Genomic DNA, 16,405 nt, shown 5'->3' with positions numbered 1-16,405 from the left:
ACCAGATTGTTTTTCAGAGCGATTCGGCGCGATCGGAGAGCCGTTCGTCCGCGCGTTCCAGTCGATCGGCAAGCGACTCGTAGGCTGTCGCCGCGCTCGCCTCGGGCTCGTAGTCACGGATCGGGACCCAGCCGGCCTGTGCCTCGGCCAGCGCGGACTGGCTCTCGATCGTCGTGATGTCGACGCCGAGTTCGCGGCCGAGTCGGTCCGCTATCTCGCGATCCCGGTCGCTTTCGATGCGATTGACCACGACGCTGGCGACTGGTGTATCGAGATCGTCCGCCAGGTCGTGCGTGCGATACGCGTCGACCAGCGCGGGTTTGTGCGGCGTCGTTACGAGGACCGCCAGATCGGCAGTTCGGAGTTCGACGCCGACGTCACGGGCCAGCCCGGCAGGGCAGTCGACGACGACGCGGCCCCACTTGCGCTCGACGCGCTCGATGATGTCACCGAAGCGATCGAGCTCGGCCGCACGAGCACCGGAGAGGGTGCGGCCACAGGGGAGAATCGGAACCTCGCCGACAGTTTCGACGGCGTCGACCGGCTCGACGCGTCCGGCGAGCACGTCGTGCAGATCCGGGCCACTACCGGGGGGCAAGTCCGCGGTCGACAGGTCGGCATCGACGACGACGGCGTCCAGTTCACGGCCGAGATTCCAGGCCGTCGTGGACTTGCCAACCCCGCCCTTGCCACCGGAGACTGCGACGATCATGGCTCGTTGTCGAGCACCTCCGAGGTCGGTCGCCAGTCGTCGAGATCCGCAAGCACGGCGTCGGGTGATCGATCCGGCGCGTCGGCGTCGTGGCGTTCGGTTGCGACGACCGACACGGGTGGATCAACCGGTGGTGCCGGACTGGCGAACCCGACCCCGCGATTCCGGCCGGGCTGGATCGTCGCCTCCCAGACACCGTCCGTCCAGTGGGCATCGACGACGCCGTTGCGCTGTGGTGGCCAGACCGGGCCATCCAGTTCGCTTCGGAGTCTGACGGTCTGTGGTGTCGAGCGGTCGTTGGTCAGGATCACACGGACCGTTGTCACGCCGCCCGCCCGCTCGACGTGTGTCCGGGGGCCGTTCATCGCTGCTCACCAGCCAGTTGCTCGTTGGCTGGCGGATTGGACGGTGGTAGTTCGTCGGGCGAACCGAGTATCCAGACATCATCGTCGGCCTCCAGGGTCTCGTTGTCGTCCGGTAGTGGGAGCAACTCGCCGTCCCGGTCGATCAGCAACGCCCGGCCGGGCAGCCAGCCGACGAACTCGCCGGCGGCCGGGCCGTCGGCACTGACGGTGAGCGTCTCAACGGTCTCGTCGACTCGGCGGAGCGCCGCTGCAAACTCGTGGCTGTCCGTCGGATCGTCGGGACGTGTCACCAGCCGGTAGGTCCGCTCCTCGTCGATATCCGCCCACTCCTCGTCGACGATGACCGTCGCTATCCGCCCATCAGTCCCCCGAAGTGTTCCGGTAGTGATGAGTCGCCCATCGTCCTCCGGCGACCGGATCTCGATCGGATCGCCGAGACTGGCGTCAGGTGTCATCTCCGCGCGAATCGCGACCGCGACACGACCGGGCGGGAGCATCGATCCGAGCCCGGTCGGCCGACGACCGACCTGTACCCGATCGACGAGGCCCTGGTCGGTCATCCGGACATCGACGATATCGATGTCGTACTCGAGCTCGATGTGTCGCTCAAGTCGGTCTCGCCGCCGTTCGATCGAGAGGTCAATCGGGAGCGTGACGGTCGAGCCAGCGATCGCACGACGGGTCGCGTCGTCGACCGCCCGGTATCCCTCCACGCTACCGATATCCCCTGGTAGATCGAGTGCCATCCCGAGCCGGGACGAGCGGATCGTCTCGGCCGCATCGCCGTCAGCATCGATCGGAGAGAGACCGATAGCCTGACAGCCGATCCGATCGCCGATCTCGCCAGCCCATACGGTGATCAGCCCGGCGGCCAGAAAGGTTCCGAGAAGATACCCGGCGGTAAGGTGGTGATCGAGAGGGAGGTCGGCCAACAGGTGGCGGGTGTTGAATGCACTGCCGGTCAGGTAGAGTGCGACTGCCGTCAGTCCAGCAACTGGGGTCGTCCCGGTGGGCGGGGCACGCATCGTCACCCAGCGGTACGCGAGCCCGAGAAGGAGCCCGACAGTACCGGCCAACAGTGCCATTCCCACGACACCGACTGCAATCTCGCGGGCGAGTTCCGGAGTAAAGCTGCCGATCATTCCGTCCCACCTCCCTGCTGCGGTTCGGCGACGAACGCCTGCCGAGCAGGGGAATCGATCTCGTCTGGAGAGAACTGCCATTGGTCATCCTCTCCTCTGACGGCGATTGGTTCGATACCCGAGTTGTGATCCCTCTCACCCTCAGTTATCCGAACCGGATTACCTGTTTCTTCGAGCAGCGTTGTGACCTCGAACTCGTGGTTCTCCCCGCTCGGGACAACGGCAATGCGGTAGGTCACATCGTCTAGCAACAGTCGTGCATCGGCCGTATCTACCGCCACAGTGAGCGGTCGTTCGGCGACTGCCACGCCGGGACCAGCGTCGCCGACTGAATGGCCCCGTTCACCCACGGCGAGTACATCACCCTTGACTGGGTCCGCGGAGGTGCCAAGCATAACGCGGTCCCCCGGTTCGATCCCGGTCGGGACGAGTCCGGTAACGGTCACTGCCCGGCGGCCATCGTCGAGCGTCGATGCCACGCCCTTGACCGACGGGGCAACAGTGAGCGTCGCGATCCCCCGTCCATCAACCGAAACATCGACAAGCGAGAGATCGTGTTCGTGTTCCAGCCGTACTGCGAGTCGGCGTTCGATTTCCGCGAGCTGCAGGTCAGCAGGGAATCGCCACCGCGCAGCCTCCAGACGCTCTCGGAGTGCCGGTGAGGGCGACGGACAGCCGTCGAACGTACGGATCTGTCCACTCGATCGAATCGTCACCTGTCCGGCAGCATCGACTGCATCGATGGCATCCTGTCCGAGACTCGCGCCTCTGACCGTTACAGCGGCTCGGTCCTGGGGAAGGTTGCGTGCTACGGTCGTGCCGTGGGTCGTCGCCACGACCCCCAGCGTCATCACGACACCACCCCCCAGTAGCATCCGCGGAACCGCAGCGGGACCGTCGGTCGGCACAAACACGCCGAGCATCGTGCCGGTGCCGACCGCGAATGGTACCGCGACAGCGCCACCAGCAAGTGGTGGCAGTTCCTCGTCCCAGCCGATAACGGCTCCGATCGCCGCGAAGCCGACGAACAGGGCGGGAACGAAGCCAGTTAGCAGTCCGTACGCGATACCCAGCAAGGCCTCGTTTGGTAGGTCGAGCATCGTCGGTCCCTCTCAGTTTGATCCCGTTGGAGACTCGATCGGCCCGGTTCGCGAGTCAGTAGCGAACGTCAGGGTAACCGGCTCGGTGGCCGTATCTGCCGGGCGATACTTCGGGATCGTCACGTAGTGGGCCGCATCGCCCTCGATACCCGGCCGGATCGTTTCGAACTCGAGTACGATATCGGCAGCGCGTAACGTTGCGGTTCGCCGATGCGAGCTGTCACCGAGACAGTGGAGCAGTCCGATGCTGTCAGTATCCACGAGTCGCTCCTTGAGCGTCCCGAGAAAGGACAGATACGTGGATCGATCCTGTTGTTCGAGGGGGTCCGTGCCGTCGATGATCAGGTTCGCCGCGTTCGGGAGCTTCTCGATGAGCTCTGTGGCGTCCTCGATCGGCGTCTCGCCACCGACTTCCCTGATGGTGGGATTGCCGGTCGGCAGCCCGGTCGTATCGATCGACTGCCTGACGGCTCCGCGGGGCTGGAGAGTCGATATATATAGAGTGCCGCGGACATCGGTCGCAGAGTAGAGAAGCTGCTCTGCCTGACTGGAGGGCTCTCCGACCAGTGCAACGATCGATCCCGGTGGGACGCCCCCATCGAGTTGATCGTCGAGTTCCGGCGTTCCGACCGGGAGCCGGTCCCCGCCGTATTCGGGCAGGGAGCGGTCGGCGGCCGACTGTGCCGACAGTCGCGTGACGATCTCGTCGAACGATTCCTCGACGGTCTGGTTCAGCAGGGGGGAGGGCCGGTCGGGAACACAGCCCAGCAACGGAACGCCCTCCCAGCGGTTGGCCTGGGTCGGAACCTCCGAACACTGGTTCAGTACGGCACCGTAGACCGGTACGTCGAGTCGGCGTGCCAGTTCGATCGACGTTTCGGCGGCGTCGAGCCCGCGGTCGGTGTCGGTCGCAACGACGATCACGCCGTCGGCCTGTCGAACCGGCTCGACGACATCGGGCCCGGCTCCGGACGGACAATCGACCAGCAACTGTGTGCCGTCGGTATCAAACGCCTCGCGATGGGGCTCGAACTCGAAGGGCTGGGAGGGTTTTGGCGCAGGGACGACGCCGACAGTCGGCGATTCGGGATCGGTCTGTGCGATCGTATCGAGCGACTGCCCTCGCTTGAGTTCCGCGAGGGTCGGCTCACGGTCGAGACCGGTCATTACGTGCAGGTTCGGGAGCTGTCTGTCGGCGTCGACCGTAATCGCAGATGTCTCTGACCGGGCGAACGCACGCGCAAGCCCGACCGTTACGGTCGATTTTCCACAGCCACCTTTCGCACCTGTAATTGCGATCATGTCCTTATTGCTGCGCCATCACTTTTGAACTTAGACAGCTACGGGAAAGTTGATATGTGGCTGAAATACTCAATCGAGTTCCTTCAGCTCCGTGATCCGCGACCGAATCGTCATCCGGGAGACGCCGGCAACGTCCGCGGCCGCGGTCTGGGTGACGTCGACGCCGAAATCGTACGCAGCCATGTACAGGCAGGCTGCTGCGACGCCACTCGGGTTCTTTCCACCGAGCTTACCGGCCGTAACGATGGCATCGACGTACTCCCGTGCACGCATCTCGATGTCGTTTGCCAGTTCCAGTTCGCTGGCATACCGGGGGAGATACGTCAAAGGCGAGATCGGGCCGGTCGGTAGGCCGAGTTCACGGTTGAGCGCGTCGTATGCGACACCGAGTTCGTCCCGATCCGCCCGGGCCACGGCGACGATCTCCTCGATCGTCCGGGGGATCGACTGGACACGACAGACGGCATACACCGCCCCCGCGGAGAACCCTTCGATCGACCGACCACTCAACAGTCCCTCCGACTGGGCTGACTCGAACAGCGAGCAGGCCTGCTCTTCGATCGATCTCGACAGCGATCGGGACGAGACGATCCGCTTGATCTCGGTGAATCCGTATGCTCTGTTGCGCTCTGCCTTCGATTCGAAGCGAGAGCGGTTGTGGAGGGTTCGGATTCGAATCAGTTGCTGTGCCCGCGCTTCTGTGATATCGGTCCCCTCCCCGTAGCCGATGCATGTCGATATCCCGCCGTCGTGACGGGTCCGATCGACCGGCGCGCCGGTTCGCCGCTGCCCAGTATCGTCGAGGCATCGCCAGTCGGGTCCGCGGTCGATCCTGTCTCGCACCAGTACCAGCCCACACTCCGTACAGATCCGTTCGTCGTCTGTATGGCGTACTTCACCCCCACACTCATGACAGGTCTTGCAGGCTGTGTCAGGCGGCACAGCGATAGTAGGAGTATTCATATCGGTCATCTGTCGTCGGTGCACTACGGTGTCGGAGTCGTGGAAGACATCCATCAATGGATCACTATGGTGATTATGAAGCAATTGGAACCTTGGTAAATTAAACTGTCGTTATAGATAATATATTGTTTGGTGGTTGAACAAGCAGCGCCAATAGACCGGCAATATGCAGTGCCCCGATGACCCCATCCCGTCGTTAACAGGGAGGGTTCGGAGATCCCGCAAGCATTCGGGCAAAGTCCGACGATGACCGGGCTTCCCGAACTGTACCACAACGGTGGGGAAGTTACTCGAACGGCCGAACCGATGGCTGGCCCAGACAGCCGTACCCTCCTGTCCATCTGGACTCGGAGTTTGCAGGTTCGGCCCTGACAGAGAGACACACCAGGTTTCCGGTGGAACACTTGCTCTGCGTGTACTTCACAGATATCCAGTATACACCGCATTTCCGATGAAATGCGTATGGAGGGGCGGCGACAAAACGGGTGTTAGGGCGGCTCCGCGGAGAGAGCGGTCCGCATCACTCGATGTTCACGAGGACGTCGCGGACGACGTCGGGGTCCTCTAGCAGTCGGTGTTTCGTGAAGTTGCCTTCCGCGCTCCCGCCGGAGTGTCGGGACTGTTCGAGAACATCGAGGAACGCGTGTTCTTTCAGCAGGTCGCGGACCCGGCGTAGCGAGAGTGGGTCCGAGCCGACATCCTCACAGAGTCGTTCGTAGACATCGTAGATCGCAGTCGTCCGGAAGCCGTCCTGTTCAGGCTCGTTGACTGAGAGGTGGGTCAGCGCCTGCAGGACGTACCGCGAGTGTGGCGTCGCACCGCGGATCAGCTCGCGGAACCGGTCGGTCTCGGCCTTCTCGCGGGCGTCGGTGACGAACTCCTCACGAACCGTGTCGGCGTTGTTCGCCTGTGCGATCTCACCGGCATATCGCAACATATCGATTGCCTTCCGGGCATCTCCGTGTTCCTGAGCCGCCAGTGCGGCGGCCCGTGGAATGACGCCGGATTCAAGCACGCCGTCGCGGAATGCGTCCTTCCGCGCGTTCATAATCGACCGGAGCTGGTTTGCGTCGTACGGCGGGAAGACGAACTCCCGTTCACAGAGGCTGCTCTTGACACGCTCGTCCATCCGGTCTTTGTACTTGATCTTGTTGCTGATACCGATCGCACCGATCTTGCAGTCGTCGATCTTGCCTGCTTCGCCCGCCCGCGAGAGCTGCATCAGGATCGAGTCCGATTCGAGCTTGTCGATTTCATCGAGAATCACGAGCACGACATCGTACTGGGCGTCGAGAATCGACCAGAGGCGTTTGTAGTAGGTCGCCGTGCTGATTCCCTTGTCCGGGATCGAGACGCCAGTTTTCTCGGGGTCGTTGATCGACGCTGCGAGCGACTGGACTGCCTGCGTTTCGGTCGTATCCTGCGAACAGTCGATGTACGCGTATGTAATGGTCACGCCTTCCTGGTCAGCCGTCTCTATCAGCCGTCCGGAGACGTGCTTCGCACAGAGGGACTTTCCGGTCCCCGTCTTCCCGTAAATCAGCAGGTTACTCGGGCTTTGCCCGAAGATAGCGGGATTGACGGCGTTGGCCAGCGACTGGATCTCGTCGTCGCGGCCGACGATCCGGTTCTTCTCGGGGAGGTGGTTGATCTCCAGTAACTCCTTGTTGGCGAAGATCGGATCCTCCCGGGTGAACAACTCGTCGTCTGCATCCATACGCACCACACCGTGTTTCCGGTGAAAGTAGCTTCCGTTTTCGGGACAGACGTGTGAGAGAGACACACCGGATTTCCGGTGAAAATAGGGTAGCGGGAGTAGGGGCTGGTCTGAAATAAGAAGTGGCGGGCTGGTCCGGCAGTAGAGCGAGTAGAATGGCGATCGAAGAAGAACAAGACATCCTTTCCGCCCGGCTCAACTCCGATTCGTTCCGGTCACAGAACGACTGCTCGTCGTTCCATGTATCGATCGGCGATTTAGGCAATGGCCGGTACTCGACACCATCGTATAAATCTATGCACTCTATGCTGATAGTTATGACGGGACGTTGTTTCTATATCAGTTATCACCCTCCGTTCTCCACCATATTTCATCGGAAATACGGTGTGTACCCACGTGATTGTTAGTTGATGTTTGTTGATGTAGCTGGCTCGTCCCATCCACCCCACTCCACCGGAAATCCGGTGTGTCTGTCCTCCCAACGAACCACCCATCCCTGTCCTCACGACACGCTTCCGCCGACATCGTCGGGCTCCACGGGCTCCAGATACTCCGCCGAGATCCGATCGGTCGTGTAGACGTCTTCGCCCCGCTTGAGGATCCGCTGGCCGTCCGCTTGCAGACGTCTGGCATCGACGACCAACAGGACCGGGTCATCGGCGTGACGTTCACCCACCGACAGCGCGGACTCCCGCGTTCCCGAGAGGTGGACTTTCTGGCGGCTCATCGGTTTGAGCCCTTCCGCCAGGATTGCATCGACGTGTCGCGGCGCAGTACCGTGATAGAGCGTGTCCGGGACCGGCGTCTCCCCCGGATCGAGATTGACGTCGACCGAATGGCCGTACGCGGCCCGGATCCGACCCGCAGCGTAGCTGTCTTCACTGCCCGTGTCCCGCTCGAAGCGCCCTTTCGGATCGGTGAGAACGACCGCTTCGACGTGCTCACGCGTCGCCCAGTCGTACCGATCAGTGACCACGTCGACGACCGAATCGAAGGTCGTCCAGCCTCGCTCGTCTAGCACCAGCCCAGCGTCATCGGGAAAGTGTCTGAGCGCGCCGCTGAGGAACTTCGAGAGCTGTGTCCGGCGACCGCTCGCAAGCACCACGTCGACAGCGTCTCCGCAGTCCGGGCAGGACGTCCCCGAGACGTAGCCGTGGCGATTACAGATACCAAGGTTACTCATTCACGGAAAATAACAGTGCGATGTATTTCCATGCCTCGGTGAAAGGTTTATGTCGCCGACGGCTCAAATCCATACATGACCTACGATACCGTCGTCTTCGATAACGACGGTGTCCTCGTCGAGCGAACGAGCTTCGAGGTGCTTCGGGACGCGACCCACGAAACCTTCTCGCAGTTCGGTGTGACCGACATGGACGCCGACCACGTTGACGACATGACCGTTGGGGCGACCCCCGCGGACGTTGAGTACATCTGTGGCCAGTACGACCTGGTTCCCGACAAGTTCTGGCGCGCACGGGAGGACGCCCTCGCCGCAGTCCAGAAAGACGAGGTCCGAGCGGGCCGGAAGACGCTGTACGACGACATCGACACACTGGCTACCCTCGACGTCTCGATGGGGATCGTCAGCTCGAACCAGCAGGAGACGGTCGATTTCGTACTCGATTACAACGACATCCGCCATCGGTTTGGCGCGGCCTACGGGCGCGAGCCGACGATCGAGAGTCTGAACCTGCGCAAGCCCAACTCCCACTATCTAGATCGTGCGCTAGCCGATCTCGATGCTGACTCGGCGCTGTTCGTGGGCGACAACGAATCCGATATCAGAGCCGCTGAAAACGCGGGGATCGATTCGGCCTTTATTCGTCGCCCGCACCGGACCAACTGGGAACTCAACGTCTGGCCGACGTGGGACATCCAGTCGCTGGAGGATCTGCACCGGATCTGTAGCTAGGCCTGTTCGCTCTCGGACAGCGGCTCACTCGGCTTTGAGGAGCTCCACCACGAAGACCGCTCCGTCGGGCTCGTTGTCCTCGACCCAGACCTCGCCGCCGTAGCTCTCGACCAGCGTCCGGACCAGATACAGCCCAATCCCGGTGCCCGCGCTCTCTAACCCCTTCTCGCCCTTGCCAAAGATCTCGTCTTTCAACTCGTCACGAACCCCGGGGCCGTTGTCGGCGACGTGCACTCGCACGTGTTCGTCGTCCTGTTCGGCCGAGATCCTGATTCTGGGCTCGGCCGTATGGTTGTGCTGGACTGCGTTCGTCAGGAGGTTTTTGAACACCGAGGCCAGCAACTCCCCCGCGCGGACATCGACCTGTGGCACATCGTCGACGGTCACCGCCGCCTCCGGCGACGTCGCCCGGAGCGCATCGATCTGCTCGGAGAGTATTCGATCCAGCGACACGGACCCAATCTCTCCATCCGACTGGAGCATCACTTCGGCCAGATCCCCGGCGGACTCCGTGAGCGACACGGCGTTGTCGGCGCTTTCACGCACTGTTGCGAGGAACTCGCGGCCCTCCTCGTCGACGTGTTCGTCGAGCGTCTCCGCGGCCCCCTTGATCAACTGGAGATCGTTTCGGATATCGTGGCGGAGGACCTCGTTGAGCGTTTCGAGATCGTCGCGCTGCTCACGGATACGCTGTTCGTATGCCTTGCGCCGACTGACGTCCCGGCTCATCGTCACGTAGCCATCGATCGGGATCTCCTCGCCGGGTGCCGTGCCGGTCACTGACAGCCAGATGTAGCCCCGCTCTTTCGTCCGAAACCGAAACTCGGTCGTCTCCTTGATCACGCCGCTGCCTTCGACCAGACCGGAAAACTGTTCGATGACCTGGTCTCTGTCCTCGGGGTGAACGTAATCGAGGATGTTCTCACCGACCAGCGTTTCGGGAGCCCATCCTTTGATTCGTTCGGAGTTGGGAGACTGATACCTGATCTTCCCCTCGGCGTCGACGATGGTGATCACGTCGGACGCATACTCAAGGAGCGCACGGTGCTGCGCTGCGGTGAGCGCGTCCAGATCCACGTTTCCATGGGGAACTTCGGTCACTGTACGGATCTATTAACGGAAGTCAAATAGCTGTTATGCAACGTCCAGTCCAGCCGTTGCCATCGACACTCGATGTTCCGAAGCTATATACTCAGCTCCAAACATGTTACACCTGCCACGATGAGTCCCCGTTCACGACCAGTCGAACCAGCACAAACTCCCGTCGGATCCGACGACGATACCGACCGCGGACCGACTGAGCCAGAGGATCGAATCGTCAGTCTCGACGTGCTCAGGGGGTTCGCACTGCTCGGGATTCTCGTCATCAACATCTGGTTGTTTGCGCTTCCGACGATCGGATGGATCAATCCGTCACTCTACGGCGACTTTTCAGGTGGCAACTACGTCGCCTGGCTCGTCAGCCACGTGTTCTTCGAACAGAAGTTTATCACGCTGTTTACCTTCCTCTTCGGTGCGGGAATCGTCCTGTTTACCGAGTCCAAAGAGCGAAAGGGACAGCCTGCCCGGCGATTGCATTTCAGGCGGACGTTCTGGCTCCTTGTGATCGGTCTCGCCCACGCCTACCTGCTGTGGCACGGCGATATCCTCGTCACATACGCACTCTGTGGATTTGTCGTCGTCTTTGCGCGTAACTGGCGGCCAAAGCGGCTCCTCGTCCTCGGCCTGATTCTGTTCATGCTCCCCACAGCGTTGTACCTGCTCGGTGGGGTCGGCTACACGGCAGCGGACGCCGGGACGCAGGCCGAGATCGAGGAGAGTATCCTGGCCGGATTCGGAGCCGATCCCGGCGCGATCGAAGAGGAGATCGCTGCGTATCAGGGGGGCTGGACTGGACAGGTCGAATACCGAGCGCCGGAGGTCTTCCTCGGACAGACGCTCGGATTCGCTACCGAGTTGTTCTGGACAGTCGGCGGGCTGATGCTCATCGGGATGTCGCTGTACAAGTGGGGTATCCTCTCGAACGAGCGGAGCACGTCGTTTTACCGACGACTGCTCGTCGCCGGGGGCGTCCCGGGACTGGCGCTGATCCTCACAGGCGTGTGGTATCGCGAGCTCGTCAGCTGGGAGACCGGCTACGTTCTCCTGTTTGCCCGGCAACTCAACTACGTCGGCTCCCTGCTGCTGGCACTCGGCTACGTCGCAGCAATCATGTTGCTGTGCCGGGCTGCAGCGGGTGGGCGTATCACGACGGCACTCTCCGCAGTCGGACGCACCGCGTTCTCGAACTACCTGTTCCAGACAGTGGTCGCGACGACGCTCTTCTACGGCCACGGACTGGGGCTCTTTGCGACTCTGAGCCGCCTCGAACTGCTCGGAGTTGTACTCCTGATCTGGGCGATACAGATCCCGCTGTCTATCGCCTGGTTGAACAGGTTCCGGTTCGGTCCCGTCGAGTGGCTCTGGCGAACGCTCACCTACGGGTCACGCCAGCCGATGCGGCTCGATTCCTGATCAGTGCTGACCCACTCACTGCCCGAGCATTTATTTGCGGACCTACCTACCATCGAACAATGACTGACCACGCTTTCGACGAGTTCGATCACGACGCACACATGCGCGAGGCGCTCTCACTTGCCCGCGAGGCGGCCGCCCGCGGCGACGAGCCCTTCGGTTCCGTGCTCGTCCGGGACGACGAGGTGATCATGGCCGAATCGAACCGGATCAATACGGAGAACGACCGACGTCGCCACCCGGAGCTACATCTGGCCTATCGGGCCTGCCGGGAGCTGACGCCCGGAGAACGCGCCGAGACAGTGATGTATACGAGCACGGAGCCGTGTCCGATGTGCGCCGGTGGGATGCGAAAGGCCGGGTTCGCACAGGTCCGATACAGTGTCGGGGGCGACGAACTCGACGAACTCGGTGGGGACAGTCCGCCGGTCCGTTCCGCGGTAATCCTCGAGGACATCACGGCCGTCGTCGGACCCATATGTAACGAGGCAGGCCGGGAGGTACACGAAGCGTACGGATGGTGAGCGGCTGTTCCGCGCTTCAGCACGCTATCACGCCTATCCAGTTTCCCACGCCACGTACACACAGTGTCTCATAGTTGTCTTGCGAAGAGCGGACAGTTGTCTGACTGATCATTAAGTCGATGTACTCCCGTTCTGGAGTATGTGGCTATTGACCCGGGTTCGACGGCGGCTGTCGTCACCACACGGGGCAGACCCTGCCAGCCGGAGTGCCTCCGCGGAACGCTCCTTCGAGATGGAAACCGACGATTTCGTCGTGATCCCCGTTCGCGAGGAATGTGACGATCGGTGACGCCGTAGCGATCATTTCTGTCGCTCCGTAGCTGTTTGGGACCACCCCGGAACGCGGGCTCCATTGGCTAGCAACCCGTATCAGGTCGTGTTGCGCGTTGGAATGTCAATTGTTATCAACTAGTATGATAAACTGGCACGACCTATGCATAGTTAGCATGGGTATCAGAACCGAGGGCTGCAGCCAGAGAGAACTATGAAAGCGATGGACCAGATCGTACAGACGATCCAACAGACGGCTCACTACGTGAACACGAACCTTCCCAACCACGCTCAATCACGAGTCAGCGTGAACGCAAGCGGTGATAAACAGACGGACGCTGATGTCTGGGCTGATCACCTGTTTTTCGACAAGCTCTCGGCACTCGATGCTGTCGGGAGCTACGTCAGCGAGGAGCGTGACGCGGCGATCGACTGTGGCGAGGGCTACGTCATCACCATCGATCCGCTCGATGGCTCCTCGAACCTGGCCTCGAACAACTCAGTCGGGACGATCATCGGCGTCTACGACACGGAGCTCCCGGCCACCGGCAGGGAACTTTCCGCCGCAATGATGGTTCTGTACGGCCCCTACACCACGATGACGGTCGCCCGAGATGACAGGGAAACCGTTCAGGAATATCTACTGCGCGACGGCTTCAGCGAGCGCTGGGGGGAGTTCTCGCTCCCGGACGATCCGAAGGTCATCGGCCTCGCCGGAAAGAAGTACGCCCGCTCGGAGGGGTTCAACGAGCTCGCCAAAGAGCTCGAACAGCACCTGAAACCACGGTATGGCGGCGCAACAGTCGCGGACCTCGCACAGGTGCTGGAGTATGGCGGGCTGTTTGGCTATCCGGCGACTACAGAGTACCCCGACGGCAAACTCAGAGTCTATTACGAAGCAGTGCCGCTTGCCTATCTGGTAGAGGAAATCGGCGGACGATCGACGGACGGCACGCAATCGTTACTCGATGTGGAACCAGACGGACTCCACGCGCGGACGCCGACGTTCACTTGGCAACGAGGACCTGATCGATCGGGTCGAGGCGCACATGGGTGACGGTTCGTGAGCAGGCAGGGATCAGCCCGCAGTCACCGAAATTTCAGTAGCAATTGCTCGAATGACAATAGATGACGCGACAGGAGGCGAATGGAAATAATATGATCGACGAAACCGTCAGAGAAATCACAGAGATGCAGACTCGTAGCGCCTCGCACATCACGGTCCGGGCGGCAGAGGCGCTGCTCGAATTGCTCGATCGAGAGTATCGCTCGACAGAGGAGTTCCAGCAGGATCTCGAACGCAACAGCCGGGTGTTGAAAGGCGCTAACCGGTCACACGCACCACTTAACACCACTCAACGGCGGATTATCACCGCTGTCTCGGATGCGAACCTGGAGACCGTCGCCGACGCGAAGACGGAACTGGAGCGGGCCGTCGACGAGGTGATCACGGAAGTCGAGGAGAGCAAAGAGGGTGCAGCCTCGCGAGCAGCAAGTCTCATCGAGGATGGTGACACGATTCTCACCCACTCGAACTCCTCGACGGCGACGCTGGCTCTCGAATACGCAAGCGATGCCGGAACGGAGTTCACACTGTACGTCACTGAAACGCGGCCGAACTTCTTCGGTCGGCTGACGGCTCGCCAGTTCGCCGACGACGAGAACGTCGACGTGCGGCTGATCGTCGACAGCGCGATGGGGACAGCCCTCCCTGACTGTGACCGGGTGATTGTCGGCATGAACTGTCTCATCGGAGACGAAGTCTACAACCGCGTGGGAACGTACCCGATCGCCGCCACCGCTGCTGATCTGGACGTGCCGATGACGATCGTCGGCTCCTCCTCGAAGTTCATCGGCGACGGCTTCGAGTTCCAGCAGACCTACCGGTCGGGCAGCGAAGTGATGCTCGAACCGACGGAGGGCTTTGACATCGAGAACCCGCTGTACGATCGCACGCCGACGCGCTTGCTTGATCAGGTCGTCACGGAAGACGGTATAATACAGTTCTGAGCGGAGCGAGGTCATCTCGTTCTATACCGAGTTCACGATCGGTTGCCGCCCCAGCGGGATTCGTTGTATTCGGGTAGTACGTTTTTGTAGTGCGTCCAAGCAGTACGAACTATGGCTGACAGACTGGATCCCACTGAGAAGTACGACGGTACTGTGACGGTTCGACTTCTCGACGATCATGAAGGCATCGACGAACTCGCCTGTTCGTCGTTCCGGGAAGCGATCGAAGCGGTGAAAACTCACACGGACACCGTCACGGTCGCGAAGATCGTCGACCGGGACGACGATATCGTCTTTACGTCACGAGAGATGGACATCGAGGACTGGGAACGTGAGTGGCAACGTGCGAAACGTAGTCTCTCGGTCGATATCGAAGAGTACGACTGTCCACACGACAACGTGGCGTGTTTTGCAGACGACCTCTGTATCGAATGCCGGATGGATCGGGTACAAGAGCAGTTTCGTCGCCGCGGCTGATCGGGAGCGGAGCCTGAACTGACGTGCCTCTCTGTTGTGGACACCTACCGTTATTGTCCTCCGCCAGAAACTACGTGATCTGGTATGACTGATGCTGTCATCGTCGACGCGGTCAGAACACCCTTTGGAAAACGCGACGGCGCGTTTCGTGACACACATCCACAGGATCTTGCGGCCGAACCGCTCGCCGCGCTCGAAGAACGCGTCGGGTTCGATCCCGCAGTCGTCGAGGACGTGGTGTATGGCTGCGTGACGCCGGTGGGCGAGCAAGGGCTGAACATCGGCCGGATCGCACCGATGGTGGCGGGGTGGGGCGAAGGGGTCCCCGGCGTCCAGTTGAATCGGATGTGTGGCTCCGGGCAGCAGGCGGTCAACTGGGCAGCCTCGTCGGTGGGAGCGGAGTTTCACGACGTGCTCGTCGCGGGTGGCGTCGAGCACATGAGCAGAGTGCCGATGGGGAGCGACGGGAACGCCGAGCACGGTGTCGTCGATAAGCACGCACTGACCGACTCGTACTTCCAGCACTTCGAGGAAGCGACCTCGCAGGGTGAGGGTGCCGAGCGGATCGCTGAGGAGTACGGATTCAGCAGACAGGATGTAGACGAACTCGCCGCCGACTCCCAGCGTCGGTGGGCCGAGGCGTGGGAAGCGGGGCGGTACGACGACCAGATCACGCCCGTAGAGACGACGCTCGAGGGCGAGCCGATCCGGGTAGAGCGCGACGAACACCCCCGACCGGGAACGACCGCGGACGACCTCGCCGAGCTCCCGCTTGCCTTCCGCGAGGAGGGTGATGGGATCCACCACGCTGGCAACTCCTCGGGAATCGTCGACGGGGCAAGTGCCCTCCTGGTGACGAGCGATGCTGCCGACGAGAGACACGGCTGGGATCCGATGGCCCGGATCGTCGAGACAGCAGTCGTCGGCGTCGATCCAGTCACGATGCTCACGGGGCCAATTCCGGCGACCGAACAGGTACTCGACGACGCCGGGATGACGGTCGACGATATCGACCTGTTCGAGGTCAACGAGGCGTTTGCCTCTGTTGTGCTCGCGTGGCTCGACGAGATCGGCGCAGACTGGGCAGACACCAACGTCAACGGCGGTGCGATCGCACACGGCCACCCACTTGGCGCGACCGGCGCGGCCCTGCTGACGAAACTCGTCCACGAACTCGACCGGACTGGAAACGACGTCGGCCTCTCGACGATGTGTATCGGCTTCGGACAGGGGATCGCGACGATCGTCGAGCGGCTATAACATATTCGGCTTGCGAGCGTCATCTATCGCTACAGAGGAGTCGTTGGTTGCCCCGTTCTGGCGGCTGGTCCACCCGATTCGGCGGTGTTCAGATAAGGATTGAAAAGTGAGGCGGTGCGTTTTCAAAGTGATTC

General features: G+C 61.6%; 16 protein-coding genes and 1 pseudogene. 8 read left to right on the top strand and 9 right to left on the bottom strand.

Features of this window, described 5'->3' with window-relative positions:
- Positions 1-13 precede the first annotated feature (13 nt).
- From AArcSt11_RS04415 to AArcSt11_RS04380, 8 genes are all read right to left on the bottom strand, one after another.
- Positions 14-712, bottom strand: coding sequence for a MinD/ParA family ATP-binding protein (locus AArcSt11_RS04415; protein WP_250595017.1), 699 nt, complete (start codon positions 710-712; stop codon positions 14-16).
- The gene (locus AArcSt11_RS04410) at positions 709-1,077 is read right to left on the bottom strand and encodes a DUF7857 domain-containing protein (protein WP_250595015.1); all 369 of its coding nucleotides are present in this window, start codon (positions 1,075-1,077) and stop codon (positions 709-711) included. The genes AArcSt11_RS04415 and AArcSt11_RS04410 overlap by 4 nt, the downstream gene beginning before the upstream one ends.
- Entirely contained in the window at positions 1,074-2,219 is a 1,146-nt protein-coding gene (locus AArcSt11_RS04405) for a DUF8167 domain-containing protein (RefSeq protein ID WP_250595013.1), read from the bottom strand. The genes AArcSt11_RS04410 and AArcSt11_RS04405 overlap by 4 nt, the downstream gene beginning before the upstream one ends.
- The gene (locus tag AArcSt11_RS04400) at positions 2,216-3,319 is read right to left on the bottom strand and encodes a DUF8167 domain-containing protein (protein WP_250595011.1); all 1,104 of its coding nucleotides are present in this window, start codon (positions 3,317-3,319) and stop codon (positions 2,216-2,218) included. Before AArcSt11_RS04400 ends, AArcSt11_RS04405 begins: the two co-directional genes overlap by 4 nt.
- Before the next feature lie 12 nt (positions 3,320-3,331).
- The gene (locus tag AArcSt11_RS04395) at positions 3,332-4,621 is read right to left on the bottom strand and encodes a DUF7125 family protein (protein ID WP_250595004.1); all 1,290 of its coding nucleotides are present in this window, start codon (positions 4,619-4,621) and stop codon (positions 3,332-3,334) included.
- A gap of 69 nt (positions 4,622-4,690) precedes the next feature.
- Entirely contained in the window at positions 4,691-5,584 is an 894-nt protein-coding gene (locus AArcSt11_RS04390; RefSeq protein WP_250595003.1) for a transcription initiation factor IIB, read from the bottom strand.
- A gap of 520 nt (positions 5,585-6,104) precedes the next feature.
- Positions 6,105-7,301: an orc1/cdc6 family replication initiation protein gene (locus tag AArcSt11_RS04385; RefSeq protein ID WP_250595002.1), complete on the bottom strand. Its 1,197-nt coding sequence runs from the start codon at positions 7,299-7,301 to the stop codon at positions 6,105-6,107.
- Positions 7,302-7,803: 502 nt separating this feature from the next.
- Positions 7,804-8,484 carry an RNA 2'-phosphotransferase gene (locus AArcSt11_RS04380; RefSeq protein WP_250595000.1) on the bottom strand — a complete coding sequence of 227 codons (681 nt, stop codon included), beginning with the start codon at positions 8,482-8,484 and terminating at the stop codon, positions 7,804-7,806.
- 75 nt (positions 8,485-8,559) lie between these two features.
- On the opposite strand from AArcSt11_RS04380, the gene AArcSt11_RS04375 reads away from it, so the two are divergent.
- A complete protein-coding gene (locus AArcSt11_RS04375) occupies positions 8,560-9,216 on the top strand; it encodes an HAD family hydrolase (RefSeq protein ID WP_250594998.1) in 657 nt (218 codons plus the stop codon).
- 24 nt (positions 9,217-9,240) lie between these two features.
- On the opposite strand, the gene AArcSt11_RS04370 is transcribed toward AArcSt11_RS04375, so the two are convergent.
- Entirely contained in the window at positions 9,241-10,317 is a 1,077-nt protein-coding gene (locus AArcSt11_RS04370; protein ID WP_250594996.1) for a PAS domain-containing sensor histidine kinase, read from the bottom strand.
- Positions 10,318-10,437: 120 nt separating this feature from the next.
- Between AArcSt11_RS04370 and AArcSt11_RS04365 the strand changes: the two genes are divergently transcribed.
- The 7 genes and pseudogenes from AArcSt11_RS04365 to AArcSt11_RS04335 all read left to right on the top strand — a co-directional run bounded on the left by AArcSt11_RS04365 (position 10,438) and on the right by AArcSt11_RS04335 (position 16,271).
- A complete protein-coding gene (locus AArcSt11_RS04365; protein ID WP_250594994.1) occupies positions 10,438-11,730 on the top strand; it encodes a DUF418 domain-containing protein in 1,293 nt (430 codons plus the stop codon).
- A 59-nt stretch (positions 11,731-11,789) separates the two neighbouring features.
- Positions 11,790-12,254, top strand: a complete 465-nt coding sequence (locus AArcSt11_RS04360; protein WP_250594993.1) for a nucleoside deaminase — start codon at positions 11,790-11,792, stop codon at positions 12,252-12,254.
- 139 nt (positions 12,255-12,393) lie between these two features.
- Positions 12,394-12,543 carry a hypothetical protein gene (locus AArcSt11_RS04355; RefSeq protein WP_250594991.1) on the top strand — a complete coding sequence of 50 codons (150 nt, stop codon included), beginning with the start codon at positions 12,394-12,396 and terminating at the stop codon, positions 12,541-12,543.
- 195 nt (positions 12,544-12,738) lie between these two features.
- A pseudogene (locus AArcSt11_RS04350) lies at positions 12,739-13,591 on the top strand (class 1 fructose-bisphosphatase).
- Positions 13,592-13,682: 91 nt separating this feature from the next.
- The gene (locus tag AArcSt11_RS04345) at positions 13,683-14,534 is read left to right on the top strand and encodes an eIF2B alpha/beta/delta subunit family protein (RefSeq protein WP_250595741.1); all 852 of its coding nucleotides are present in this window, start codon (positions 13,683-13,685) and stop codon (positions 14,532-14,534) included.
- Positions 14,535-14,645: 111 nt separating this feature from the next.
- Positions 14,646-15,011, top strand: a complete 366-nt coding sequence (locus AArcSt11_RS04340) for a hypothetical protein (RefSeq protein WP_250594987.1) — start codon at positions 14,646-14,648, stop codon at positions 15,009-15,011.
- A gap of 84 nt (positions 15,012-15,095) precedes the next feature.
- Complete coding sequence (locus tag AArcSt11_RS04335; protein ID WP_250594985.1) at positions 15,096-16,271, top strand: thiolase family protein; 1,176 nt, start codon at positions 15,096-15,098, stop codon at positions 16,269-16,271.
- Positions 16,272-16,405: the final 134 nt, after the last annotated feature.

It is taken from the genome of Natranaeroarchaeum aerophilus (genome assembly GCF_023638055.1).
GTDB lineage: Archaea > Halobacteriota > Halobacteria > Halobacteriales > Natronoarchaeaceae > Natranaeroarchaeum > Natranaeroarchaeum aerophilum.
The sequence above is the reverse complement of the archived record's forward strand: the minus strand, read 5'-3'. Positions and strand labels throughout refer to the sequence as shown.

Bases quoted from the DNA above. Each gene is read 5' to 3' on its own strand.
- AArcSt11_RS04415 (WP_250595017.1), bottom strand. From the start codon at position 712: ATGATCGTCGCAGTCTCCGGTGGCAAGGGCGGGGTTGGCAAGTCCACG.
- AArcSt11_RS04410 (WP_250595015.1), bottom strand. From the start codon at position 1,077: ATGAACGGCCCCCGGACACACGTCGAGCGGGCGGGCGGCGTGACAACG.
- AArcSt11_RS04405 (WP_250595013.1), bottom strand. From the start codon at position 2,219: ATGATCGGCAGCTTTACTCCGGAACTCGCCCGCGAGATTGCAGTCGGT.
- AArcSt11_RS04400 (WP_250595011.1), bottom strand. From the start codon at position 3,319: ATGCTCGACCTACCAAACGAGGCCTTGCTGGGTATCGCGTACGGACTG.
- AArcSt11_RS04395 (WP_250595004.1), bottom strand. From the start codon at position 4,621: ATGATCGCAATTACAGGTGCGAAAGGTGGCTGTGGAAAATCGACCGTA.
- AArcSt11_RS04390 (WP_250595003.1), bottom strand. From the start codon at position 5,584: ATGAATACTCCTACTATCGCTGTGCCGCCTGACACAGCCTGCAAGACC.
- AArcSt11_RS04385 (WP_250595002.1), bottom strand. From the start codon at position 7,301: ATGGATGCAGACGACGAGTTGTTCACCCGGGAGGATCCGATCTTCGCC.
- AArcSt11_RS04380 (WP_250595000.1), bottom strand. From the start codon at position 8,484: ATGAGTAACCTTGGTATCTGTAATCGCCACGGCTACGTCTCGGGGACG.
- AArcSt11_RS04375 (WP_250594998.1), top strand. From the start codon at position 8,560: ATGACCTACGATACCGTCGTCTTCGATAACGACGGTGTCCTCGTCGAG.
- AArcSt11_RS04365 (WP_250594994.1), top strand. From the start codon at position 10,438: ATGAGTCCCCGTTCACGACCAGTCGAACCAGCACAAACTCCCGTCGGA.
- AArcSt11_RS04360 (WP_250594993.1), top strand. From the start codon at position 11,790: ATGACTGACCACGCTTTCGACGAGTTCGATCACGACGCACACATGCGC.
- AArcSt11_RS04355 (WP_250594991.1), top strand. From the start codon at position 12,394: ATGTGGCTATTGACCCGGGTTCGACGGCGGCTGTCGTCACCACACGGG.
- AArcSt11_RS04345 (WP_250595741.1), top strand. From the start codon at position 13,683: ATGATCGACGAAACCGTCAGAGAAATCACAGAGATGCAGACTCGTAGC.
- AArcSt11_RS04340 (WP_250594987.1), top strand. From the start codon at position 14,646: ATGGCTGACAGACTGGATCCCACTGAGAAGTACGACGGTACTGTGACG.
- AArcSt11_RS04335 (WP_250594985.1), top strand. From the start codon at position 15,096: ATGACTGATGCTGTCATCGTCGACGCGGTCAGAACACCCTTTGGAAAA.